The organism is Nitrospirota bacterium (genome assembly GCA_016235245.1).
GTDB lineage: Bacteria > Nitrospirota > Thermodesulfovibrionia > Thermodesulfovibrionales > UBA6898 > UBA6898.
Genome location: JACRLO010000039.1, coordinates 13,065 through 36,884 on the forward strand (window position 1 = coordinate 13,065; position 23,820 = coordinate 36,884).

The 23,820-nt window shown below is 47.9% G+C and carries 26 protein-coding genes and 1 tRNA gene; 12 read left to right on the forward strand and 15 right to left on the reverse strand.

The features are described from left to right. Positions 1-18 precede the first annotated feature (18 nt). Genes HZB31_15475 through HZB31_15485 form a run of 3 tightly spaced genes read right to left on the reverse strand, consistent with a single transcriptional unit; the run spans position 19 to position 4,817 of the window. Positions 19-516, reverse strand: a complete 498-nt coding sequence (locus HZB31_15475) for a methylated-DNA--[protein]-cysteine S-methyltransferase (protein MBI5849321.1) — start codon at positions 514-516, stop codon at positions 19-21. Then, the gene (locus HZB31_15480; protein ID MBI5849322.1) at positions 491-3,874 is read right to left on the reverse strand and encodes a diguanylate cyclase; all 3,384 of its coding nucleotides are present in this window, start codon (positions 3,872-3,874) and stop codon (positions 491-493) included. The genes HZB31_15475 and HZB31_15480 overlap by 26 nt, the downstream gene beginning before the upstream one ends. Further along, a complete protein-coding gene (locus tag HZB31_15485; GenBank protein ID MBI5849323.1) occupies positions 3,867-4,817 on the reverse strand; it encodes a response regulator in 951 nt (316 codons plus the stop codon). Before HZB31_15485 ends, HZB31_15480 begins: the two co-directional genes overlap by 8 nt. Before the next feature lie 210 nt (positions 4,818-5,027). On the opposite strand from HZB31_15485, the gene HZB31_15490 reads away from it, so the two are divergent. From HZB31_15490 to rsmA, 3 genes are all read left to right on the forward strand, one after another. Further along, entirely contained in the window at positions 5,028-5,444 is a 417-nt protein-coding gene (locus HZB31_15490; protein ID MBI5849324.1) for a YjbQ family protein, read from the forward strand. A 162-nt stretch (positions 5,445-5,606) separates the two neighbouring features. Beyond that, positions 5,607-6,584 carry a 4-hydroxythreonine-4-phosphate dehydrogenase PdxA gene (gene pdxA, locus HZB31_15495; GenBank protein ID MBI5849325.1) on the forward strand — a complete coding sequence of 326 codons (978 nt, stop codon included), beginning with the start codon at positions 5,607-5,609 and terminating at the stop codon, positions 6,582-6,584. Continuing rightward, entirely contained in the window at positions 6,584-7,354 is a 771-nt protein-coding gene (rsmA, locus tag HZB31_15500) for a ribosomal RNA small subunit methyltransferase A (GenBank protein MBI5849326.1), read from the forward strand. Before pdxA ends, rsmA begins: the two co-directional genes overlap by 1 nt. Positions 7,355-7,367: 13 nt before the next feature. On the opposite strand, the gene HZB31_15505 is transcribed toward rsmA, so the two are convergent. The 4 genes from HZB31_15505 to HZB31_15520 all read right to left on the reverse strand — a co-directional run bounded on the left by HZB31_15505 (position 7,368) and on the right by HZB31_15520 (position 8,995). Then, entirely contained in the window at positions 7,368-7,913 is a 546-nt protein-coding gene (locus HZB31_15505; GenBank protein MBI5849327.1) for a GNAT family N-acetyltransferase, read from the reverse strand. A gap of 104 nt (positions 7,914-8,017) precedes the next feature. Continuing rightward, complete coding sequence (locus HZB31_15510; GenBank protein MBI5849328.1) at positions 8,018-8,356, reverse strand: pyrimidine dimer DNA glycosylase; 339 nt, start codon at positions 8,354-8,356, stop codon at positions 8,018-8,020. Between the two features lie 313 nt (positions 8,357-8,669). Continuing rightward, positions 8,670-8,759, reverse strand: a tRNA-Ser gene (locus tag HZB31_15515). Next, a complete protein-coding gene (locus HZB31_15520; protein MBI5849329.1) occupies positions 8,738-8,995 on the reverse strand; it encodes a GIY-YIG nuclease family protein in 258 nt (85 codons plus the stop codon). The genes HZB31_15515 and HZB31_15520 overlap by 22 nt, the downstream gene beginning before the upstream one ends. Before the next feature lie 207 nt (positions 8,996-9,202). On the opposite strand from HZB31_15520, the gene tolQ reads away from it, so the two are divergent. From tolQ to HZB31_15555, 7 genes are all read left to right on the forward strand, one after another. Then, positions 9,203-9,832 (forward strand): protein TolQ, encoded by a 630-nt coding sequence (gene tolQ, locus HZB31_15525; protein ID MBI5849330.1) that lies wholly within the window; start codon positions 9,203-9,205, stop codon positions 9,830-9,832. Further along, complete coding sequence (locus tag HZB31_15530) at positions 9,829-10,230, forward strand: ExbD/TolR family protein (GenBank protein ID MBI5849331.1); 402 nt, start codon at positions 9,829-9,831, stop codon at positions 10,228-10,230. The genes tolQ and HZB31_15530 overlap by 4 nt, the downstream gene beginning before the upstream one ends. Further along, positions 10,227-10,913 carry a cell envelope integrity protein TolA gene (locus HZB31_15535; GenBank protein ID MBI5849332.1) on the forward strand — a complete coding sequence of 229 codons (687 nt, stop codon included), beginning with the start codon at positions 10,227-10,229 and terminating at the stop codon, positions 10,911-10,913. The genes HZB31_15530 and HZB31_15535 overlap by 4 nt, the downstream gene beginning before the upstream one ends. Next, on the forward strand, positions 10,910-12,220 hold the full coding sequence (gene tolB / locus HZB31_15540) for a Tol-Pal system beta propeller repeat protein TolB (protein MBI5849333.1): 1,311 nt from the start codon (positions 10,910-10,912) through the stop codon (positions 12,218-12,220). The genes HZB31_15535 and tolB overlap by 4 nt, the downstream gene beginning before the upstream one ends. A 148-nt stretch (positions 12,221-12,368) precedes the next feature. Further along, a complete protein-coding gene (gene pal / locus HZB31_15545; GenBank protein ID MBI5849334.1) occupies positions 12,369-12,821 on the forward strand; it encodes a peptidoglycan-associated lipoprotein Pal in 453 nt (150 codons plus the stop codon). 2 nt (positions 12,822-12,823) lie between these two features. Then, on the forward strand, positions 12,824-13,714 hold the full coding sequence (ybgF, locus tag HZB31_15550) for a tol-pal system protein YbgF (GenBank protein MBI5849335.1): 891 nt from the start codon (positions 12,824-12,826) through the stop codon (positions 13,712-13,714). Positions 13,715-13,750: 36 nt separating this feature from the next. Continuing rightward, entirely contained in the window at positions 13,751-14,446 is a 696-nt protein-coding gene (locus HZB31_15555) for a hypothetical protein (GenBank protein MBI5849336.1), read from the forward strand. Between the two features lie 32 nt (positions 14,447-14,478). Here the strand turns inward: HZB31_15555 and HZB31_15560 are convergent, their stop codons facing one another. The 7 genes from HZB31_15560 to HZB31_15590 are packed head-to-tail and all read right to left on the reverse strand — an operon-like array spanning position 14,479 to position 21,329. Further along, positions 14,479-15,948, reverse strand: a complete 1,470-nt coding sequence (locus tag HZB31_15560) for a tetratricopeptide repeat protein (GenBank protein ID MBI5849337.1) — start codon at positions 15,946-15,948, stop codon at positions 14,479-14,481. Then, a complete protein-coding gene (locus HZB31_15565) occupies positions 15,926-16,183 on the reverse strand; it encodes a hypothetical protein (protein MBI5849338.1) in 258 nt (85 codons plus the stop codon). Before HZB31_15565 ends, HZB31_15560 begins: the two co-directional genes overlap by 23 nt. Before the next feature lie 6 nt (positions 16,184-16,189). Beyond that, positions 16,190-16,696, reverse strand: a complete 507-nt coding sequence (gene amrA, locus HZB31_15570; GenBank protein ID MBI5849339.1) for an AmmeMemoRadiSam system protein A — start codon at positions 16,694-16,696, stop codon at positions 16,190-16,192. Beyond that, a complete protein-coding gene (locus HZB31_15575) occupies positions 16,696-17,697 on the reverse strand; it encodes a polyprenyl synthetase family protein (GenBank protein MBI5849340.1) in 1,002 nt (333 codons plus the stop codon). Before HZB31_15575 ends, amrA begins: the two co-directional genes overlap by 1 nt. A gap of 18 nt (positions 17,698-17,715) precedes the next feature. Next, on the reverse strand, positions 17,716-18,780 hold the full coding sequence (mtnA, locus tag HZB31_15580; protein ID MBI5849341.1) for an S-methyl-5-thioribose-1-phosphate isomerase: 1,065 nt from the start codon (positions 18,778-18,780) through the stop codon (positions 17,716-17,718). A 54-nt stretch (positions 18,781-18,834) separates the two neighbouring features. Beyond that, positions 18,835-20,031: an Nramp family divalent metal transporter gene (locus tag HZB31_15585; protein MBI5849342.1), complete on the reverse strand. Its 1,197-nt coding sequence runs from the start codon at positions 20,029-20,031 to the stop codon at positions 18,835-18,837. Between the two features lie 35 nt (positions 20,032-20,066). Further along, entirely contained in the window at positions 20,067-21,329 is a 1,263-nt protein-coding gene (locus HZB31_15590) for a magnesium transporter (GenBank protein ID MBI5849343.1), read from the reverse strand. Positions 21,330-21,512: 183 nt separating this feature from the next. Between HZB31_15590 and HZB31_15595 the strand changes: the two genes are divergently transcribed. After that, positions 21,513-21,983: an OsmC family protein gene (locus HZB31_15595; GenBank protein MBI5849344.1), complete on the forward strand. Its 471-nt coding sequence runs from the start codon at positions 21,513-21,515 to the stop codon at positions 21,981-21,983. A 215-nt stretch (positions 21,984-22,198) separates the two neighbouring features. After that, a complete protein-coding gene (locus HZB31_15600; protein ID MBI5849345.1) occupies positions 22,199-22,393 on the forward strand; it encodes a ferredoxin family protein in 195 nt (64 codons plus the stop codon). A gap of 153 nt (positions 22,394-22,546) precedes the next feature. On the opposite strand, the gene rho is transcribed toward HZB31_15600, so the two are convergent. After that, positions 22,547-23,797 (reverse strand): transcription termination factor Rho, encoded by a 1,251-nt coding sequence (gene rho / locus HZB31_15605; GenBank protein MBI5849346.1) that lies wholly within the window; start codon positions 23,795-23,797, stop codon positions 22,547-22,549. Positions 23,798-23,820: the final 23 nt, after the last annotated feature.

Sequence of the window (23,820 nt, forward strand, 5' to 3'; positions counted from 1 at the left end):
GTCGCAAATTCTCTTTATTTATGTCTTTGAGAGCTTTACATAATATTCGATCTCCAGAAGCCGTCGCTTAATATCGACTCCCGGTGTATATCCGCCGATAGAGCCGTCAGACTCTACGACCCTGTGGCACGGGAAAACAATAGGTATGGGGTTTTTGCCGAGGGCGTTTCCCACCGCCCGTGACGCGAGAGGTTTTCCGATCCTGTCAGCTATCCATTTGTAAGTCCGAGTCTCACCATAGGGAATTTCCTTCAAGGAATTCCATACTTCTTGCTCGAACCCAGTTCCTTCCAAAAAGGCTGTTTTGAATGTGAAGTCCCTTCTGCCCTGCTCAAAATATTCTGACAGTTCTTTTCTGACCACCGCAGAAATCTTTGTCTGTTTCGGTGCAACGGCATGAGGTCTGTCGAAGGATAAGCTGATCAGCGAGGAAGCTCTGAACGCAAGATAAAGCGTTCCGATCGGGGTTTGGAGGCTATCATAATAATCGTTAAGGGCTGACCTGTTCGATTTCATGCTGCTCATGGGAATAGACCTCTACCCTGTCGCCGCCTTTTCTGATCGCACTTGCAAGCGCCTTTTCAGCGCAGAGGATAAGCTCCTCTGTTGTCTGTCCATCAAGGAAGACGATGCCGACACTAGCCGTTATTTTCCCCTTGGGCTGTCCTTCCTCATGGACAAAGGGATAGTTCTTGATGATAGCGTTAAACCTGTTGCTGAGCGACAGGCCGGCTGATATTATCGTATTGGGAAGAATCACCGCAAAAGAATCGCCTCCGTAGCGTACCACAACATCTGAGCCGCGGATGTTTTTCCGCAGGAGTTCAGAGACCTTCTTTAAGACGATATTGCCATGATATTCGCCGCTTTTTTCAACATAGTTGCCGAAGTAGTCGATGTCAAGGAGTACGAGGTTCAGCGGCAACTTATACCGAGTTGCCCGCTCCACTTCCTGCGCAAGCCGGATCTGGAAATAGCGGTGGCTGAATACTCCCGTAAGCTCATCGATCAACCCTGCCCGCTTGGGATAGAGGATCTCAAGTTCCTTGATATGATCGATCATCTCTTTTGTGTCAAAGGCATGCTTCCTTACAATGCGCTCGATCTTGCCCATGAGAGACATTCTGTCTTCGACCGAGATATCGCGTTCTGTAAGAATAAAAATCGGCACGTTTTTGGTATATGGGTTCTCTTTCAGTTCCTGAATGGCATCAAAACTGAGCATATCGGAGAGGCTGAAATCCATGAAAATGATACTTGGCCGAAGCGTAATTGCAAGGTCTATTCCCCTCCTGCCTTCGGCAGCGGTATAGATAAGATATCCCTGCGGCTCAAAGATCTCCTTGAAATAATCGGTGACGCTTTCCTCTTCCTCTATGATCAGTATGGACGACGGAAGAATAACCTTGCCCAGGGCCATATTGATTTCGCCAAGTTTTGAAAGAAGAGCTTCTTTATCAAGGGGCTTCATAAGATAGTCGGTTGCGCCCAGCGCGAAGGCAAGCTCCTTGTTGTCAACAATGGAATGGATAATGATCGGAATGTCTGCTGTCAGCGGATCGCTCTTGAGCGTCTGCAGCACCTCCCATCCGTCTTTTTTGGGGAGCATGACGTCAAGGGTAATGGCAAACGGGGCCATGCTCCTGGCCTTTTCTATGGCCTCTTCGCCGTTGTAGGCATGGGCAACCTTATATCCTGCCTGTGAAAGATGGAGCGTCAGGAGCTCTGCGGTAGCAGCGTCATCCTCCACCACAAGCAGCAGAGGGGCTTCATCTTTTACCCAGGGGAAGGTGAGGCCTATGGCCTCGGGCTCTTCAGCCACGGTTGGTTCAGCAACAGAGGTGACCGGCACGGTGAAGATAAAGGTGCTTCCCCTGCCGAGGCTGCTCTCTACAGAAATCGTTCCCCCGTGAAGTTCAACAAGCTTTTTTGAGAGTGCCAGTCCAAGACCTGCACCGCCAAATTCCCGTGAGAGTGTGGTATCTGCCTGTTCGAATTCGTCGAAGATCCTTTCCGTGTCTCCCGGCCCTATGCCGACGCCTGTGTCCCAGACAGAGAATTTCAGCACATCGCTGTCAGGAAATGTCAGCGCAGAGGGATCAACGGGGCGATCGTCATAGGCAACCCTCACGCCGACCTTGCCTCCTTCGGGAGTGAACTTGATCGCATTTGAAAGGAGGTTGTAGAGGATCTGTTTTATCTTCACTCTGTCTGCAGTAATGAAATCCACATCACTATTGATCAGTTCAGATATCTCGATAAATTTCTTTTCTGCAAGGGGCTTCATGATCGAGATCACTTCGTTGATAAAGTCCTTAATGCGAAATGACTCATACATGATCTCATATTTGCCGGCATCGATCTTTGCTATGTCAAGGACATTATTGATCAGTTCAAGCAGGTGCCTGCCCGCCGTATGGATATTCTTTACGTACCGTTCCTGGCTGTCGTTTAGCTGACCGAATGTTTTTTCGAGGAGCACATCAGAAAAGCCGAGGATTGAGTTGAGCGGTGTTCTCAGTTCATGACTGGTGTTGGCGATAAATCTGCCCTTGATCTGGTTCAGCCGCTCAAGCTCGCGGTTTGATTTTTCGAGTTCCTCAGTTCTTTCAAGGACCTTTCTCTCAAGGTTCTGGCTGAGTTCTTCCAGTTCAAGACTCTGGTTCTCAATTGCCGTTTTAAGAGAAATCTCTTCCTTCATGCTCCTGAGCACATAGATTGTTCCAAGGGTAAGCTGAGTCTTGTCCTTCAGAACAGCGGCATTGAGCCGAACCTCGAAATCTCTGCCATGAGCATCGGTGATTGTTATCTCCTGTCCGTTAAGACTGAGTTGCCGGTCAGCTGCTTTTTTCAGCAGCGTATCCAGTTTGGGGCTTTTGATGAGCGATCGTATGGTTTTCCCGGCCAGTTCATCTTTTGTATATCCGACCATTGCTGCAGTTGCGTCATTACATGAGATGATGAGTCCGTTAGAATCTGCAATCAATAGAGCGTCAAGGGATGCTCTGATAAGGCCTGCATACTTCATCTTGTATTCTTCGACGCCTTTCATCAGGGCAAAACGGTCGACCGTGAGACTGACAATGCCTGTGGCCAGCGCGAGTGAGTTTTTCTGCCTTTCAGAATACTGCCTTGGTTTGAAATCATAAATATAAATTGCCCCGGCAATCTCACCCCTCAGTATCATGGGACAGACCAGGACTGATTTAATTTTTTCAGCAATCAGCGCAGGGTTAGTCAGGTCAGGGGCCTTTGATACGTCAGGGATCTCGCAGAATTCCTTTTTATGAAAAAGCCCCTCCATAGCACTTTCAGGCAAGGCGCTCCAGGATCTGCTCTCAAGAAACTTTCTGCTCAGTCCCTTCGAAGCCATTATCTTCATCTGGCGGCTTCTCTGCAGAGCGATGCAGCCAACAGGTGCATCGGCAATGTCCAGGGCCTTTGCAAGGACCAGATCAAGGAATCCCTTGAGCGAATCTGCCGAGCCGAGTTTCATCGCAAGATTATGCAGGATCTTCTGGTCAGCCGTTGTCTTGATCGTTTCTATCTTTGCCCGTTTTTGTTTCTCGATGATCTCCCAGAGAAAACGTGCCCCGACTCCCTCCACTACCTCTATTTTCTGGCCAAAAGCCTCTCTGATCTGGTTGCTGCTTTCAGCGTCTCCCATCACATTTATCACGAGTTCGGGATTTGCCTTCACAAGATCTTCAAGCTGTAAAAAGACCGGGATACCCCATTTCCTGGCCAGCACAATGCCCGGAGACTCAGCCTTTTTTTCAAAAACGCCGACCAGCTGGGAGTTCATGTCAGCCCGCAGAAGGGATATGAGCGCACTGCCTCCTATGCCGCCGCCTGCTATCGCTATCCTAAGCATAGCTGTAATTGCCCTTTGCCATAACCCGCATCATGCGGATGAATATGCCTGTCAGTTCAGGGTCCCACTGGCCGGACAGCCTCTCGTTTTCCATAATTGCAATAACGTCATCCATTGACCTTTTGCCGCGATACGGACGGATCGAGACCATGGCATCGAACGTATCGATGATCGACAATATTCTTGCCATAAGCGGAATCGTGTTGCCATGAAGATTATCAGGGAACCCTGAACCGTCCCAGCGTTCATGATGGTGCCTGATGCCGGGCAGTATTTCGCGCAGGGATTTAAGAGGTTTGCAGATATCCTCTCCAAGAGTCGGATGCCTCCTGATCTCCTCAGCCTCTTCGCTTGTCAGACCGGAAGGTTTTTTAAGTATTGCTTCGCTCAGCGCCATCTTGCCGATGTCATGAAGGGCCCCGGCCTTTTTTAATACGGCCTGATCCCTGGATGGAAAACCGAGGAAAGCCCCAAACTCTGAAGAAAGATCTCCAACCCGGGTTGAGTGGCCTTTTGTATAATGGTCCCTTGCCTCCAGGGTCAGGACAAGGCTGAAGATGATATTTTCTGAATGGTCGAGCTGCTCATGAAGCTCCTTTAACTTCAGAAGCGAGCGTATCTTGGCTAACAGTTCCTGGGTGTCAAAGGGCTTCGTGATAAAATCGTCAGCACCTGCCTCAAGGCCAGTAATCCTGTTTTTCTTTTCATTGAGCGCTGTTACAAGGACAACCGGAATAAATTCTTTTTCCGAAAAATGCTTGAGCCTTCTGCAGAGCTCAAACCCGTTCATGCCGGGCATCATGACATCGAGCACGGCTATATCGATACGCTCGTTTGCATAGATAGTGAGGGCCTCATCAGCACCCAGCGCTGAGTACACCAGAAGTCCTGCTTTTTCGAAAACAGCCTCCATCAGTTCCAGGTTTGGCTGGACATCATCCACAACCAGAACTGAAGGTCTCCTCTCTTCTCGTAAGCGGCTGAAGGGGGACTGCATAGAGGAATTAAACCACTGGTCGCAGAAAAAGTCAATATTGTTCTTTAAGTTTAATGTGTTAGAAAGATAACTTCACATTCTTCTTAAAGAAATAGGAGGTGAAGAAATGGCAAGGCTGGCTTGTAGTAACCATGAGGAGTTGCTATGATGTAACAGATGAAGAGCTTCAGAAAAGAACTCTGGTTTGATGTGCCAGCCAGGAGGGCCTTTATAAATATCACCCAAAAGGTTGAAGAATGCCTGAGAGAAAGTGGTGTAAAAGAAGGGCTTGTACTGGTGAATGCCATGCATATTACCGCATCCGTATTTATCAATGACGATGAGTCGGGGCTTCATCATGATTTTGACCGATGGCTCGAAAAGCTTGCGCCACATGAGCCCGTTTCACAATATCGCCATAATTCTGGCGAGGACAACGCAGACGGCCATCTGAAGCGCCAGATCATGGGAAGAGAGATTGTTGCAGCGATCACGGAGGGCAAACTCGATTTTGGACCCTGGGAGCAGATCTTCTACGGAGAATTCGATGGCAGAAGAAAAAAACGTGTATTGGTTAAGATAATCGGCGAGTAAGGTGAATACCCTTCGGAAAGATTCCGGACAAGCCAGAATGACAGCAATTGGGAACTGTGGTAGTCAGAATTAGGCTCTTCTAAGAGAGACTACAAAGTATACTATTTATAACATATGGCAGGAAGGCTTTTGTCTTGCCGGTCATGGAGAGGATCAGTCACTATGATGAAAACAATTGCAATAACTATGGGAGACCCTGCAGGCATAGGGCCTGAAGTCATTGTCAATGCTCTTCGAAATCCTGAGATCCAGACCATTTGCCATCCGATTGTGATTGGAGATCAATCTGTAATGCAGGAAGCCATGCAGATTTGTAATGCCTCCTTTAATTTTATTCCTGTGCGCTCCCCTTCTGATGCGTTTCCATCTCCAGGGACCGTGAGAATTATTGATACCGCTGAACGGAAAAACTTCCAAAAAGGCGGACCCTCAGCAGAGGGTGGCAGGGCCTGCACCAGTTACATTATAAAGGCGGTTGAGCTTGCGAGGGACAGACAGGTTGATGCAATCGTGACCGCACCTATATCAAAAGAGGCCCTGAAGATGGCAGGCCAGAAATGGCATGGTCATACAGAGATGCTTGCTGAACTAACGGACACAACCGATTATGCCATGATGCTTGCCGGAGGTCCCTTGCGGGTCATCCTGGTAACCATACATACGGCACTCAGAAACGTGCCGCAACTCATTACAAAAGAGGCTGTTCTGAAAACCATACGGCTGGCGAAAAAGGCATGCGACATGATGGGAATAAGCAGTCCGAGAATTGCTGTTGCCGGCCTGAACCCCCATGCCGGGGAGGCCGGCATATTCGGCAGAGAGGAGATTGAAGCGATCTCTCCTGCAATCGAGGATGCGAAGAAAGAAGGACTCCCGGTTACCGGCCCCTACCCGCCTGACACCATATTCCACAAGGCATATAAAGGTGATGTTGACATTATCGTCAGCATGTACCATGACCAGGGTCTCATCCCCCTGAAGATGGTCTGCTTCGATACCGGCGTAAATGTGACGATCGGACTGCCGATCATTAGGACATCACCTGATCACGGCACTGCCTATGATATTGCATGGCAGGGAATTGCCAGACCTTCGAGCATGATTGAGGCGATCAGGCTTGCCGCGAGATTAAAACTCTAATGGCCAAGAAGCATCTTGGCCAGAATTTTCTTTTCGACCCTTCGATTCTTCTGAACATAATACGGTCTGCGAATCTTTCAGCTGCTGACACAGTGCTTGAGATCGGTCCCGGGCCGGGAAGGCTTACGAGGCTCCTTGCAGAAAGAGTCAACAAGGTTATTGCGATCGAACTTGACCATTATCTGTACAATAAACTTACCGAAGAACTGAAGGGCCTTGCCAATGTCGAGCTGGTTTTAGGTGATGCGCTTAAGTATCCCTTTGAACGGCTTGACCGTTTCAAGGTTGTGGCAAACATACCCTATTACATTACAACACCGATAATCTTCAGACTTATCGAGGCGCGCAAGTCAGTAGAGTCCATGACCCTTACCATACAGAAGGAGGTGGCTGAGAGGATCGTGGCAGGACCAGGCACAAAGGCTTATGGAGTACTTTCGATCATGGTGCAGTTTCGCGCTGAGCCTGAGCTTACGTTTATTATTCCCAAAGAAGCCTTCCGGCCGGTCCCCAAGGTTGACTCGGCAGTAATCCATATGAAACTTCTGAAGGAGCCGGCAGTGTCAGTGCAGGACGAGGTGCTTTTCACAAAGGTTGTTAAAACAGCCTTCTCACAGCGGAGGAAGACCCTGTTGAATTCCCTGAAAGCCTTCAACAACATCAGGGATGTACTGGTACAGGCAGGGATCGATCCTCAGCGCAGGCCTGAGACGTTAAGTCTCGCAGAGTTTGCTGTACTGTCAGATATGCTTTCAGCTGCAGACCGGTAGCAAAGAAACAGCACTACAAGACTTTGCCAATAAGTACTTCATCGATATATTGTTTTCCAATGCGAATTCTTTTATGGCGCATACCTTCTTCAATAAACCCTGCCCGCTCGAAAAGATGGAGAGACTTTTTATTCGTGGTAAAGATGTTTGCTTCTAACTTTTTGAATTTGCGGTCTTTTGCCCAGTCAATGGCATAGTCCAGCATCTGCGAGCCGATCCCAAGGCCGCGATATGCAGGCACAAGATGTATCCCGATGTTCAGAATATGCGCTGTTTGAGGTCTTTTGCCCCCATCCATCTGAATGCCGGACAAAGCTCCTACTACCGCCTTGTCCGTAATCGCTACGATGAGCAGATTCTTCTCGAAATCCATACTGCAGATGTATTTTTTTACGGAATCCGACTTTGTGCCATAGTGTTCCATCAGCACATAGCTCCTGTCGGGTGCATTTGTCTTGATCACGCCGATGATCTCTTCGGCGTCCTGGCAGCCAGCGAGTCTGAGTGTGATCATTTCTCCATTTTTTGCTAAAAATTTCAGGACATCTTCTTCTGGCATGGCACCCTCCCTTTAATCTCTGATCAGATTATACCGCTAAACGATGCCTCTCACAACAAACAATAATCGAATCACATGCTTTCAATCAAAGCATTATCGACATTTCATGCACCTGACAAATCACAGTTACATCCCTTCCGACGCAGGATTTCAATCTGTTTTTCTACAGGGTCAACAAAAGTGGTCTGAACACTATTTCCTTTCGCAAGGCTCTTATCCAAAGGACTATTGTGATTGTATCCCCTCGCAAGCATCTCCAGAACAATCTTCTCATGAACAGCGAATAATGCCATCAACTTGCCCTTCCATCTTTCTGTTTCCGGATGATTGGCGTACCCTTTCTTCCCCTGCGTCAGAATATTCCAGATAGCATGAAGTTCATTATGCTCACCAAGAAGATGATTACGACATAGTATGTCAGGAGGAATATCCCATATTCTCATATTTCTTTTTCTTTCGTCCCGTTGGTTCCGGCACAAATCTCCGGTCATTCATCCTGAGTGCATCTGCAATACCTTGAGATACGGCTTAAAGGTCTCCAGATGTTTCAGCTTGGAGAGCGCTAGATGCCATATAGCATTCTACCGCATTGTTCCGTTTAATACCCTCAGAATTAACTCAAATCGCCTCCATGGGGGCAACCATGAAAAAGTGATTGTATCGGAGGAGTTCAAGACGGTGATTAAGTCAGATTGCAGGGTAGAATCGTTGACGGTTCTTTTCTAAAATCTTGCTCAGCGACAAATATAAAAGAAATGGCGGAGAGGGTGAGATTCGAACTCACGGTAGAGTCGCCCCTACAACGATTTTCAAGACCGTCGCCTTCAACCGCTCGGCCACCTCTCCGACTGCTTTTTCAGCCACTCTCTGCCCGTGCCGCTTTTCAGATAAAGCTCACGCTTGCGGGCCTCAGAGTAGCTGTCAAATTCTTCCGTATATACTAACTCAAATGGTCTTCTATTCTTTGTAGTTTTTACGTTTCCTGCGTTATGGGCTTTCAGTCTTTTCTGCAGATCCCGTGTGGACCCCGTATACAACCTCTGATCACAACACCTGAGAATGTATATATAAGCCTTATTCACCAATTGCCATTTCGGACAAGACCGTCGCCTTTCCGCCCCGGCGGACTCGCAGAGGCGAGCAACCGCTCGGCCACCTCTCCGGGGAAAATAGTATAACAGAAAATATCCTTTTTTATGATGGTTTAATTTCAGAAAAAAAGTTAATATTTCTTAATTTGACTTTTGGCAATGAATTCATTAAATTCTTTAAAATGGTAAGGGGTGTACATGAATAATTCTGTCATACAGCTTATTCTCAATGCTGGCTATATTGTAAAAGCTGTTCTGCTGATCCTTATGTTATTTTCCGTAATCTCCTGGGCTATCATCTTCTTTAAACAGAAGTATTTCTTAAGGGCAAACAGGGAGTCTGACCAGTTCCAGCGTATATACCGCTCTAACCGTGACCCCAAATCCCTTTTTCAGGCAACGAGAAGCCTTACGCTCAGTCCTATTGCAAACGTTTTCAAGGCGGTTTATGCTGACGAAGCAAAAAAGGACAAAAATGAGATAAAGCGTCTTCTCAGGAGATACGAGACCCTCGAGTCGGTAAAGCTCGAAAAATATCTTAACTTTCTTGCAACAACAGGTTCAACCGCGCCGTTCATAGGGCTGTTCGGGACAGTTTGGGGAATCATGAATGCATTTCACGGCATCGGTTCCGCAGGCTCAGCATCCCTGGCGGTTGTTGCTCCGGGTATTGCCGAGGCGCTTATCGCAACGGCAGTTGGCCTTGCGGCCGCTATCCCTGCGGTTATTGCCTATAACTACTATCTCAGCATGTCCAGAAAAATGATATTGGAGATGGAGGACTTTTCAGAAGACCTCCTTGAACTTTTTTCAAAAGTCGCTGAATGAAGACGAACAGGAACAGAAACGTACTTTCTGAGATCAATGTGACGCCTTTTGTTGACGTCATGCTGGTGCTTCTCGTCATCTTTATGGTGACGGCTCCGCTAATGCAGCAGGGGGTTGATGTGAATTTGCCCAAGGCAAAAGGGAAGGAACTTCCGCCAGACGAAAGGATTTCTCTGGTCATAAAGCGGGATCGGACCGTATATATGAATGACACTCCGGTTTCAGTCGCAGAGATGAAGCGGAAGCTCGAAGCGATAAGCAAGCTGAATCCAAATGTTTTTCTCAAGGCAGATAAGGATGTCCCCTATGGTCTGGTGGTTGAAGTAATGAGCGAGATCAAGGATGCCGGAATAGAGAAACTGGGAATGATAACAGAACCGAAAACTGAACTGAAATGAGGGGCCCGAGTCTGCAGGTAGCAACGCTAATCTCCACGGCGCTGCATCTCACTTTTTTTCTTGTAGCTGCGCTTATCCTCAGACATTCCCGAAATACCATCATGCCGTCTCCATATGAAGTAAATCTTGTCGGTCCGGCAAGTTCCACTCGGGGAGAAGCTCAAGAAGAAACCTCTAAGAAGAACGAGCAGGCTGCAAGGAGCTCGGAGCACGAAAAAGAGGCCGACAGGACGATCCAGGATAAGAAAGCTGACATAGAAAGAAAGGCCAACGCTCTGTCAGAGATCGAGGCGAAGAAGAAAATCGAGCGAATCGGGAAAATCAGGAGAATGATCACCGTAGGAAGTCAGACAGTATCTTCACCCAAAAAGCTTTCGCAGCGGGCGGGATCCGTTGTCGGATCAGGACGCCCCGGCGGTGGAACCTATGAAGATCTGATTGCATCACGTATCGGGCAGGAGATCGTATTTCCGGAAACAGGTGAATCACAGCTTGCAACAATTGTGCTGGTGAAAATCCGGAAGGACGGAGAAATTATTATTCAGGGCATCGAAAAGAGATCAGGCAATGCGCTTTTTGACAGGGCTGCACTCAGAGCAATCGAAAAAGCAAATCCGGTGCCGCCCCCTCCTTCGGAGATGGAAGTAGGCTTGACATTGTATCCATATGGAACACGGAAATGAATACTACTTCTGGTAGGAACGAGATTCTTTCCCGGTCCTGCTATTCCCTTTTGCCGGAAACCCTGTTATTTTTTATTTTGCTTGCCGCCTGCTGCTTACTCCTTCCTTCTTATTCAGAGGCAAAGATATATATTGATGTCCATGCCCCATCTGCAAAGAAGCTTCCCATAGCGATCTATGATCTGCAAGGAACGCAAGGCAGGGAGATCTCTGACATCATCAGGGACGATCTCACCGTTACCGGTCTTTTCAGCTGCATCGACAAGGCATCGTATATTGAGCCCATATCCCAGAGGTTCAATCAGCAGAACTGGAAACCTCTTGGGATAGAGGCTGTTGTGAAGGGTGCAATAACATCAGCTCAGACCCTTTCCGTCGATATCTCGGTCTATGATGTGTTTGAAGGCAAAGAGATCTTCAGCAAACAGTATCAAGCAGATAAGGCACTTATCCGACAGCTTGCACATAATATTTCGAATGATATCTACTATGCCTTTACCGGTCTGACAGGTATGTTCAGAACAAAGATAGCCTTTGTCGCAGAAGACGATGGGGAAAAAGGCATTTATGTCATGGACTGGGATGGATACAGGGCAAAAAAACTCGGATTGAAAGGATCGCTGGTCCTCGCGCCGCACTGGTCAGCTGATGGAACGAGAATTATTTATTCTTCGGAGCGCGGCAGACAATGGGGTATCTATCTGTTAGATTTTGGAAAGATGACCGAAAGAAAGATCTTTGCGTCAAAGGGCACCAATATGGCCGGCGACTTTCTCCCAAAGGGTGATGCAATAACCTTCTCTTCAACAAAAGACGGAACTCCTGATATTTATATGTTATCTCTTAAGGATGAGTCAGTGAAAAAGCTGACTTTTACGCAGGGTATTGAGGTTTCTCCTGCGGTGTCCCCTGACGGCAGCCTCATTGCGTTTGTATCTGACCGCGGCGGGAGCCCGCAGATTTACCTGATGCGTGCTGATGGCAGCGATATCAGAAGAGTTACGTTTGAAGGTTCATATAATACATCTCCTGGCTGGTCTCCAACAGGTGACAGGATCGTATTTTCCTGCCGGCGGGGAAAGAACCAGATCTGTATCGTGAAACCTGACGGATCAGCACTTCAGCAGCTGACAGAAAGCGGCAACAACGAGGACCCATCTTTTTCACCTGAGGGCAGGCACATAACGTTCTCTTCTGACAGGGATGGGACTAAGGGAATATATATCATGAGGGCAAATGGAGAGGTTCAGAAAAAGATCAGCCCTCAGGGGCTCCGTTCCAATGCCCCCAAATGGTCTCCAAACTAATAACGAGGATCTACGGAGGAAGCAGATGAATTTAAGAAGTGTAATGGTTATGATTACCGTATCTATCGTCTTTGTATTCGGACTTTCTGCCTGCCAAAAGAGGGTAGTTACGCAGCCTGATTCAGGCCAGCAGGGACAGCAGAAAGATATGACGCAGCAGAAAGGCCAGGAAAAGATAACGGAGAAACAGCTTGACGGCAAGGTCGATTCTGTTGATGCAAAGAGTAAGGGTGACCAGTATACGGAGAGCAGGGAAAATCTGTTTTCTGACCTCCTCTTTGATTACGACAAATATGATGTGAAGGATTCATACAAACAGGCGCTTCAGGCAGTATCGGCGTGGATGGCAAAAAATACGACTGCCCGATTATCGATTGAGGGCCACTGCGACGAGCGCGGCACCAATGAATATAACCTTGCACTCGGGGACCGCAGAGCCAAGGCCGTAAAAGATTATCTGGTCAGTCTTGGCGTCGCATCGGGCAGGGTCGATGTGATCAGCTATGGCGAAGAGAAGCCTGCCTGCAAAGAACAGACCGAAGACTGCTGGGCGAAAAACAGGCGAGCTCATTTTACGGTTCTCATAAAGGCGGGCAAATAGCCGTGAAAAACGCATCTGTTTTTTTTATGCTTTTTTTTCTATCTGCCTGTGTCTCTGGCAATGACTTTGACCGGGTAAGAAGCGATCTCCATGAACTGCAGCGTAGCACCTATGAGACACGTAAGGAGATAGACTCTCTGAAGGAAAAGACGACAGGTGTTGTCAGGGAAGATTCTTTCACTGCGATGAAGGAAAGCCAGGCGGACCTCTTTTCCAAGGTGAATGCGACGTCAAGCGGGCTTCAGGAACTGAGAGGCCGGTTGGACGAAAGCAGATATTTTACGGAGAAATCCCTGAAGGAATTCACCTCTGAAAAGGACCTTCTTAAGGCACAGATTGCCGGACTGGAGACGCAGATAAAGACGGTAAAAGAAAAGCTCTCTGCCCTTGAAAACCAGGGCAGGCTGAAAGAACCTGCCGTAGACGCTGCCGAACCATCGCTGAAATCGAACAATACCGTGAAAACCGAAATCGAGACTCCAGCCGAACCCATTGCTGACACGAAGGCAAAGGCGTATGACGCTGCTTACCTGCTTTTTAAGGAGAAGAAGTACAAAGAGTCAAGGGAGAGGTTCGAGGTCTTTATGAGGGAGTATCCGAAGACTGACCTTACGGACAACGCACAGTTCTGGATCGCCGAATCATATTACAATGAGAAGGACTTTGAAAGCGCAATTCTTTCTTATGAAACATTGCTCAAGAAATACCCTGACAGCGACAAAATCAGCGGCGGCCTGCTCAAGCAGGGATATGCATTTGCTGAAATTGGTGATGCCAAGACAGGCAAGATCATCCTTAATAAGCTTATCGAAAAATATCCTGGCACAAAGGACGCTGATGCGGCAAAAAAGAAGATTGCAGAACTGAACAAGAAGCCACAAAAAAAGAAATGATTTCATCAGCCGCCCGTTTTCCCTGGGCATTGACTAATGGAATTAGGCCTGATTGAAACGCTGCAGATAAAGAAACAGGAACTGCGGGAACTTCTCAGCAGGGAAGCAACTTCACATGGTGAGCTCTCCTGGCTTTTTCTGCCGGAAAATCTCCAGAACAAAGTTGCTCTTGTTGCTCATATAGACACGGTGCATGACGATGAGCATGCCCGTGAGGTCATTATCAATGAATCAGCCAGGACCCTTTGGAGCCCTCAAGGCCTCGGCGCTGACGACCGGGCCGGAGTCTGGACGGCGCTGACGCTGTTCAACTCAACGCCGGAGCCCTTAAGGCCGATTATTCTCTTTACAGACCTTGAGGAATGCGGGGGGCATGGGGCAAAAGAGGCGGTTCACCTCTTTGCAGACAAACTCTCAATGGCAACTTTTCTTGTTGAACTTGACAGGAGAGGCGATCGTGAATGTGTCTTTTACAATGCAGAACCGCCCGAGTTTGTTGATTATGTTGAAACGTTTGGATTTTCTAGGAATAAAGGAACATTTTCTGACATCAGCATTATCTGCTCCGCAGTGAACCGATGTGGCGTGAATCTGAGTATTGGATATCACCATGCCCATACAAAAAAAGAATATCTCAATCTTATGCATATGAACAATACCCGTGAAGCTTTGTCCAGACTGCTGAAAGACAATTACGAAAAGAAAAAAATCTGGTTTATAGATGCAGATTGATCACTTGATCCTTGCGGACAACAGGACTGTTTTTAATCCTTTGTGCTATCTAGTCCTTTTCTTGCCTTTTCATTCTTCGGGTCTATTTTCAGGGCCTTCTGAAAGGCCGCATGTGCCCGCTTTTTGATCCCAGCCTTCATATAGACAAGTCCAAGATGGGAGTGGAGTTCAGCATTGAACGGATCAAGCTTCAGGGCGGTGAGCAGAGCCTCCTCAGCCTCCTTGACACGTCCCGGGACTTTTGAACAGGCAAGGGAGAGGTAGCTCCAGTAGTTGACGTTCTTCGGCTCCATCTTTGTTGCCCATTTAAACTTATCTATTGCACCCCAAAAGTCACCTTTCTTGAAGTCAGCCACTCCTTCTTTGAACTGTTCAGCCGCACGCATACCAGTATCAAGAACACCCTCCTCCTGTTTTGGTCCTAGTAGTGACGCCAAATACTCGTTGCGGCTCCGGTCATCCTTAAGGACATTATATGCCTTGGTGATGGCATCAAAGATGGTAGTCAGTTTAATCTTGACGGACGGGTCCGTTGAACTAAAATACCGGTCAGGATGAAACTCTTTTGCAAGACGGTAATAATTTCTCTTAATCGTCTCACTATCAGCCTTTCCTTCGATTTCAAGGAGTTCAGTCATGGTTAAACTGCCCAGCTGCGAATAGATTTCGTCAACTTTTCTGAGCAGTATCTCATCTTCTTCAGAAAGCGGGGTGAGAATATCATTCAGCGTGACTTTGTCTTCGACCTTGTTCTCGTCTTCCAGTCCGGAAGATTCTACATCTGCCGATAACTGGTCTTCAACCATTCCGATAGACCAGAGCACATAGAGCACCTTCAAGGCCTCAAAAGATCCCATCCAGGAACTGTCAATGATTTCCTTTATCGTCCTCTTGCCATCAACTAATGAGAGAATCTTTTTGTCCTGCTGTGACAGCTCAATTTCCTGAAAAAGGCTCAGTGGATCTTCGCCCAGTTTCAGTACTGAGTCAGTGTGCGGCATTTCGTTTCTGATCCTTGTCCAGTTTACGATTTTGTTCACGCCGGTATAGATCAGGTTGCCGATACTCATCCTCAAAGTGATCACCTCCTGCGTAGGAAGCTCTCCTTCGTGGAACTCGTAATCACCCTCCTCTACAATGAACATGCTGTGAATGATCTCATGTACCTGGTATTTGACTCCCCAGAAGAGGTCTTTTGGCGTCAGATATCCAAGTTCAACAAGAATTGCGCCTTGCCGCTTGTTCCTGGTAGACTTCAGAATCTCGACTGACTTGTCATACTGCTCAACCGTAATCTTTCCTGCCTTCAGAAGCATCTCGCCCAACCGGTCATCCTCATAGGTTGACGATGCAAAAATGACATCTCCCTCGCTCAAGTATATTTTTTTTGTAAATGAAGCCGTGGCGAGGGAAAGTGTGCCAGTTCGCCGGTTCCTGTTCAGCTGCACCAGGATCTTTACAAGACTTGTGTCCCTGATATTACCTTTGGGTAGTTTTTCCATTTTCTATCTCTCCTGCCTGTTTCCTTGCTGAAGATATCTCTTCACTCAGGGTTTCCCGTTCGCTCTTAAGGAGCTGAAGCTGCACTGAAATATCCCTGAGATCTTCGGTCTGTTTTTTAATTGTAGCCCTCAACATAAAGATATAGTACCCCTCAAAGCATAAAGCTGCGAGCAAGGCAGCAACGATAAGATAGCGCACTGCAGTAACAACAGGCTTTCCCTGGACAACTTCCATGCAACGTCACCTATATCGTGTTACGGTAAACCGGAAAATCTCCAGATTTTCATCTGTCCAGATCCCTGCCTTCATCTTTGTTATTCTCAGTTGTTCCTCAACGGTATCAACACCCTCGAGATCGGGAAGGAGCAGTCCCCGTTTGCCTCCCTGAACGACGATAATGCCGTATTCTTTCGGGTCAAGATCCTGTACGCTCCTTATCTTTTGCGGGGGAGAAAGAACATCTACGGAATATTCGATCTCTGTGAGTTCATCCTCCTGCACTGCCTGAAATCGTGGATCCTGAGTTGCAGCCGCAATAGCGTTTCTGATAACCTCCTGAGCAACAGTATCTGTGATTGGTTCAAACGTACCTATGCAGCCTCTGAGATTCCCCATTTTCTTGAGGCTTACGAAGACGCCTGCACGGGCCGCCAACTCAGGAGAAAGGTCTTTGGGCGGCGATACTGCCTTTCCGGTCCTCACATATCCCTCAATGGTCTGCCTGGCGAGTTCTACGATTCTATGCATCATTTCTCCCGGTGCAATGAATAGTCAGCAATAGCGAGAAGTGACTCTTTTGCCCTGCAGTCAGAAAAGAGAGAGAGCTCCTTTCGGGCCTCATCGACAAGAGTTTGGGCCTTGCTCAGGGATGCCTCAATGGACCGGTACTGTTTCAGCAGGCTGGTGATTTTTTCAAGGCCTGCGGCAGAAAAGTCCTTGATGATTTTTTTTATTTCAACCTTGTCCTTCTCTTCTGCAGCGGAAAGAAGCAGAAGCAGGGGAAGCGTTATCTTTCCTTCCTCAAGGTCTTTGCAGAGTTTTTTCCCCAGATCTTTCTCCTCAGCCATATAGTCAAGTATGTCATCTGCCATCTGGAATACCATGCCGATCTTCATGCCAAAGTTCGCAAGAGCGAGTTCTTTTTCCTCAGAAAGACCGCCAAGAATTGCACCGACCCTGCAGGCCGCAGAAATGAGTGCTCCTGTCTTTGCGGAAATAATGTCGAGGTATTCCGTCTCAGTTATATCAGGGTCTCCCACTCTGTTAAGCTGAAGCAGTTCTCCTTCGGTCATTCGTGTGGTTGCTCCGGAAAGTGCCTCCATGATCTTCTGGTTTTTCTGCATGACAGCGGCCCGAAGCGCGTTAGAATAGAGAAAGTCGCCAACCAGCACCACGATCTGGTTTCCCCAGAGAGCGTTTGCTGATGGCTTACCGCGTCTTACTTCTGCCGTATCGACCACGTCATCGTGAAGAAGGGATGCCGTATGGATAGATTCAATAATGCTTGCGATCTCAATACAGGCAAAGCCGTCATAGCCCGCAAGGTCAGCGCTTATGAGATGAAAAAGAGGCCGCAGCCGCTTGCCACCGCTTGAAATAATATAATCGCCGATCAGGGGAATAAAGGGCACCTTATTCCTGAAAAGTTCTTTTATCTGGTGTTCGACAAGACGAAGTCTTTCCTCATAGGAATCAAACACTTCCTGCAGATCCATCTTCTGGTGATAGGGCATATCTTTTGGTGTCAAGTCAGATATCCTTTGGCTTCAGGCCCTGATCCTGATCTTATCAAGGTCAGCGTCAGCCCTTGAAAGCTTTTTCAGATCATCAGGTTTGAATGCACCCTTCTCGGTTATGATTGCAGTTACATACTTTGCAGGGGTCACATCAAAAGCAATGTTTCTCACGTTTACGCCCTCAGGGGCAATCCTGCAGGTGCCGAAAATATGTGTTACCTCTTCGGCTGCCCGTTCTTCAATGGGGATAAGATCACCCGTGGGTATTGAGAAGTCAATACTGCTCATCGGGGCAGCGACATAGAAGGGGATGCCATGCTCTTTGCAAAGCACTGCAACCGTGTAGGTGCCTATCTTATTTGCAACATCCCCGTTACTGACGGTCCTGTCTGTGCCCACGATCGCAAGGTTAATTTCGCCTTTCTGCATTAACGCACCGGCTGTATTGTCTGTTATCAGTGTGACCGGGATCCCTGCCTGCATAAGTTCCCATGACGTGAGCCGCGCTCCCTGCAATACAGGCCGAGTCTCATCGGCAATGACCTGAAAGTTCTTGCCCTGCTCTTTTGCGATCAGCATCGGAGCAGTTGCTGTGCCGTAGCCTCCGGTTGCAAGGGAGCCGGCATTGCAGTGGGTCAGAACCGTATCGCCGTCATGAATAAACTGTGCGCCCCATCTGCCTATTGTCATATTTATTTTAATGTCTTCAGCAAGGATCTTCTGAGCTTCATCTATGAGCAGTGCCTTGAGCCTCTCAACCGGCTCATCCTTTATCGCAGCGAGAAATTTTCTGATCCTCTCGACCGCCCACTGTATATTGACTGCTGTGGGGCGGGTTGCCATGAGTGTTTCGAACACAGGCTGCAAGCCTTTCAGAAAGCCCTCATAATCCCGCGCTGCAATCTCCTGCGCAGCGAGTGCGATTCCCATTGCCGTTGCAATGCCGATAGCAGGAGCGCCGCGTATCCAGAGCTTCTTGATGCCCTCTGCCACCATCAGGTAGTCTTTGCATTCAATATAGGCAACGTCGATCGGCAGCCTGCTCTGATCGAGCATTATTACTTTATTGTCTTTCCATTCTATTGTCTTTACCATTGTATCTCCAGGCGGACGTATTATAACCAAAAAAGCCCTCAGATGCCGAGTTTGTCAGCCGTTAAGCGGGATAAAGGTTGTTATGACAAGAAATGATGTCAAAATAATAATCGTTATGATCGTTGCCCATGAAATGTAATTGTACGTTCGGGAATTCGTATATTCGCCCATAAGCTTCCTGTTATTCACCAGAAGCAGGGCGAAGACCAGGACAAAGGGAAGCAGAAGCCCGTTAATAACAGCAGAAAGGACCATCAGGAAGACCAGTGGTGCTCCCGGGATCAGGATAACGAGCGATGCAAGAGCGATGGTCATGGTATAGATCCACATAAACTGGGGAGCTTCCTTGAATGTCTTGTTGATGCCTGCCTCCCATCCCATTGCCTCGCAGACATAATATGCAGTTGCAAGCGGAACGATGATGGCACCAAGCAAAGAGGCGTTGGCAAGACATATGGAGAAGACCAGATATGCATATTCCCCGGCAAGGGGTTTTAAGGCAAGCGCTGCTTCTGAAGCCTCATTAATGCGGATGCCATGAGGGAAGAGCAGTGCTCCACAGGTAACGATGATGAAAAAACTGACGATATCGGTTATAAAGCACCCGATAATTACGTCAAGGCGCGAGGCCTTATACTGCTCTTTCTTGATGCCCTTCTCTGCGATCGAGGACTGGAGGTAGAACTGCATCCAGGGCGTAATCGTAGTCCCAATGATTGCGATGCTCAGCACAACATATTCTGCATTCCACCTCATCTGGGGAATAACTGCGCTTTTCAGAACAGGTCCCCATTCAGGTTTTGCCATAAAGCCTGAAATGACATATCCGAAATAGAGAAGACATGCGAACAGGAGGATCTTTTCAACAAACCGGTAGCTTCCCTTTGTAACAAGGATCCATATCGAAATTGCCCCAACCGGTACCATCACAAACTTGCTGAAACCGAGGATCTCCATGCTCGCTGCCCATCCTGCAAGATTCGCAACCGTATTGCCGAAATTAGCCACAAAGAGACCCAACATCATAAAAAAGGCTGTCTTGACGCCGAAATTTTCCCGGATGAGATCAGAAAGCCCTTTCCCTGTGATAACGCCCATGCGGGCGATCGTCTCCTGGATAACCACAAGCGCTACCGTTGTTGGAAGCAGGGTCCAGAGCAGACCATACCCAAAGCGCGCACCAGCCACAGAATAGGTCGTTATTCCGCTGGCATCATTGTCGATATTTGCCGTGATGATGCCCGGGCCCATGACGCTGAGGAAAAAGAGTATGTTCTTCCAGAGCTTCACACCCTCCTCCGTTTCTTTTTTGCAGCAGGAGGCAGCAGCAGGTCGATGATGTCGTCGACCGTGATAATGCCGTGCATATAGCCGTTCTCATCAACAACCGGGAGTGCAAGAAGGTTATATTTTGAAATAATGCCGGCAACAACCATCTCGTCCTCGCCAGGAGCAACGGACTTGATATTCGTTTCCATAATGTCAGCAAGATAGCAGTCATTCTCCGCAAGGAGCATCTCCCTCAGAGAGGCAACTCCTCGGAGTTTTTCTTCCTTGTCAACGATATAGAGATAATAGACGTTTTCAGCTTCCCGCGCTTCGATTTTGAACTTTTCGGTTGCCTCCTGTACCGTTATATCAGGAGGATAGGCAATAAAGTCTGTTGTCATAAGACCGCCAGCCGTATCTTCTTCATGGCCGAGAAGTTCCTGGATGTCCTCAGCTTCCTCTTTTTCGATATGCTCGAGAATCTCCTTTGCGCGCTCTGTAGTCAGATCGCTCAGAACGTCAGCTGCTTCGTCTGGCGGCATTTCTTCAATGATGTCGGCAGCTTTTTCGGTGTCCATGGCACTGATGATGTCAGCCTGCATCTCAGGTTTAAGTTCGGACAGGGCCTCTGCCGCAGTTTCGATATCGAGATTATTAAAAAAGGTGGCTCCATCTTTCTGAGACACGCTGCTGATGATATCGGCAATATCTGCAGGATGAAGGTCTGAGAGCATCTGCCTCGGTATGGTCAGTGATATTTCGGTGAGTTTGGGCTCAAGGGGTTGAAGGTAGTCCCAGCTGATGAGTGTAAAAGGAAGACTCTTCTTAAAGAGTCTCGCAAGGTCTTCACCGCCCCTTTCCATGCCGAGTCTTCTCAGGATACCCCTCATGCCCACATCAACGGCAATAAGCACCGCCTCATTATTATATCCTTCGAGCTTGATATCGTTCACCCGAACTACCTTTGCTCCGTTTGCATCAACGATCTGCTTATCAAGGATATCTCTGAGAATGAGGAGGTCATCAGCCATCATTTCGTATGATTTCAGTGTCTCGGCATACACTTTGGAGGATATTATTTTCTTATTAAAGATATTAAGATCATGCCAGGGAAGGTAATATGACTTCTTTTTCCTCTCGATAATAAGTGCGGAGATCTTTGGCAGCGGATCGCCCTTTATAACAACGAGGTCACGCACCCGTCCGAGGTCCTCTCCCTTGGGGTCAAGGACTGTCTTTTTGATAATCTCGCTTGAAAAAACTTCAACGAAAAAAGGCATACGAAACTCCCCGGAATTTGCGCAAAAATGCAGGATTTGACTTACAGTATAGACTTATAAGCCTTTTCAGGGCAACAGAAAAGATGGATCGTCATGGTGCTTTTCAACTTTTTGATGCTCCTGTTGCAGGTTTGCTATAATCTTTCTGGCTATTATTTATGATATTTACATTGGAGGATGGTTATGAGCTCAGAAGAAAAAAATGAACTTGAAGAGAATCTGGAAGGATATAAGGGCAAGATAAGGCCGGTTAATACGGCATCATTGACATGGGACAAGGATCTCATCTTCCTCGGCAGAACGCCTCGGGGGTTTGAGCTTGATTTCGATGCTGAGGCACAGTGGGGCTGTATTCCTACCGAAAGCCTGCTTCTCAGTGTCGCGGGCTGTCTTGCGATAGATGTCGTTTCCTTTGTAACAAAGATGAAGGCAAAGATCGCGAAGTTCAAAATAGATATTTCCGGGGAAAGGAACCCGACTCCGCCCCAGTACTACACGAAGATCGATATGGTGCTTCATATATCCGGTGAAAACATTACACCCAAAAAGCTCGACAGGGCAATCTCACTTTCGCAGGAGAAATACTGCTCGGTATATCACTCCCTCAGAAAAGACCTGCAGGTGAATGTGAACTATGAGATAGAGGAAGCCTAAATGCGGAAGTCCCGATGCAATAGAAAAACAACCCTGAAGCGCTGCCTACGAACAAAAATATCACATAACAAGTAGCGGCTTCGCATGAAGTGCCCCCTATCTATGCGATATGATTTATGTCATATCGCCATCTGCCCTGCTGGAGTAAAATGAAGTTTTGAAAACCTATCAGAAGTTCTTGGGGTATGCAAATCTTATCGGAGAGGTGAACGCGGGTGTTTATAGCTATAGTGGATTGGGACAAATGCACCGGGTGCGGGGATTGTATAAACGCCTGTCCGGTCAAATGTTTTGAGATGTCAGACGGCAAAAGCTTGCCTTATCGGTCGTCCTATTGCATTGACTGCGGCACTTGCAAAGAGGTCTGTTCCGCTGATGCCATAATTATCAGCATCGGCTGGGGCGGCTAAACGAATTTTCTTGAATCTGCGGATAGAAGCGACTGCCTCTTGCTGCGGACGCCTCCGTGAATGGCTTAGTCATTGCCTGCGGAACGCCGAGCACTGTGAATAACTGAGGCGGCCGGAAGGAGTTTTAAAGCCTCTTCCGGCTGCCTCCAATTGTTACTTGTTCATCATATCAAAGAAGTCTTTATTGGCCTTTGTGCCGGACAGTTTGCCAAGCAGAAACTCCATGCTCTCAACGGTACTCAGCGAGTTCAGCACCTTTCTGACGATCCAGATCCTGTTCAGCAGGTCTTTTTCTACCAGCAGTTCTTCTTTTCTTGTGCCTGACGCATTGATATCAATGGTCGGGAAGATTCTCTTTTCAACGAGCTTCCGGTCGAGATGCAGCTCCATGTTACCTGTTCCCTTGAACTCTTCGAAGATAACATCATCCATCCTGCTGCCGGTATCAATAAGCGCAGTCGCAAGGATCGTGAGGCTGCCGCCGGTCTCGATATTCCTTGCTGCACCAAAAAATCGTTTTGGTCTCTGGAGCGCATTGGAGTCAAGGCCGCCTGAAAGGACTTTGCCGCTTGTCGGCATGATCGCATTATACGCCCTCGCAAGCCTGGTAATGCTGTCAAGCAGAATCACGACATTCCTCTTGCTTTCAACAAGGCGCTTTGCCCGCTCTATTACCATCTCCGAAACCTGAACATGTCTTTGGGGCGGCTCGTCAAAGGTTGAACTGATGATCTCTGCAGTAGAGACCTGCCGCTTCCAGTCAGTCACTTCTTCGGGCCGCTCATCGATGAGCAGGATGATAAGATGAATATCCCTGTGGTTCTTCTTGATAGCCTTTGCAATGGACTGCAGCAGAACGGTCTTTCCTGTCCTGGGTGCGGCAACGATCATGCCTCTTTGCCCCATGCCGATGGGCGTAACCAGATCCATTACGCGTGTTGAGTAGTCTGTAGAATCATATTCAAGGCGTATTCTCTCGGTCGGATAGTAGGGGATGAGGTTGTCAAAGAGAGGACGATTTACGTTTTCCTCTGGAGATTCGTGGTTGATCGCCTCGACCTTGAGGAGAGCAAAATACCTCTCAGATTCTTTTGGCGGCCTGATCTGTCCTGAGATCAGGTCTCCGGTCCTGAGATTGAATCTGCGGATCTGGGAAGGAGAAACATAGATATCATCAGGTCCCGGAAGGTAACTGTAGTCAGGCGACCTGAGGAATCCGAATCCGTCAGGGAGTATTTCAAGGACTCCGGCAGAGAAGACATTGCCGGTCTTTTCTGTCTGTGCCTGGAGGATAGCGAATATCAGATCCTGCTTCCTGAGGCCTGAAGCTCCTTCGACCTTCAGTTCCTTGGCGACAGTAGTAAGTTCATCAATGGTTTTGTCCTTGAGTTCAGAAATTGAGATGTTTCCCATAAATTACTCCTCAT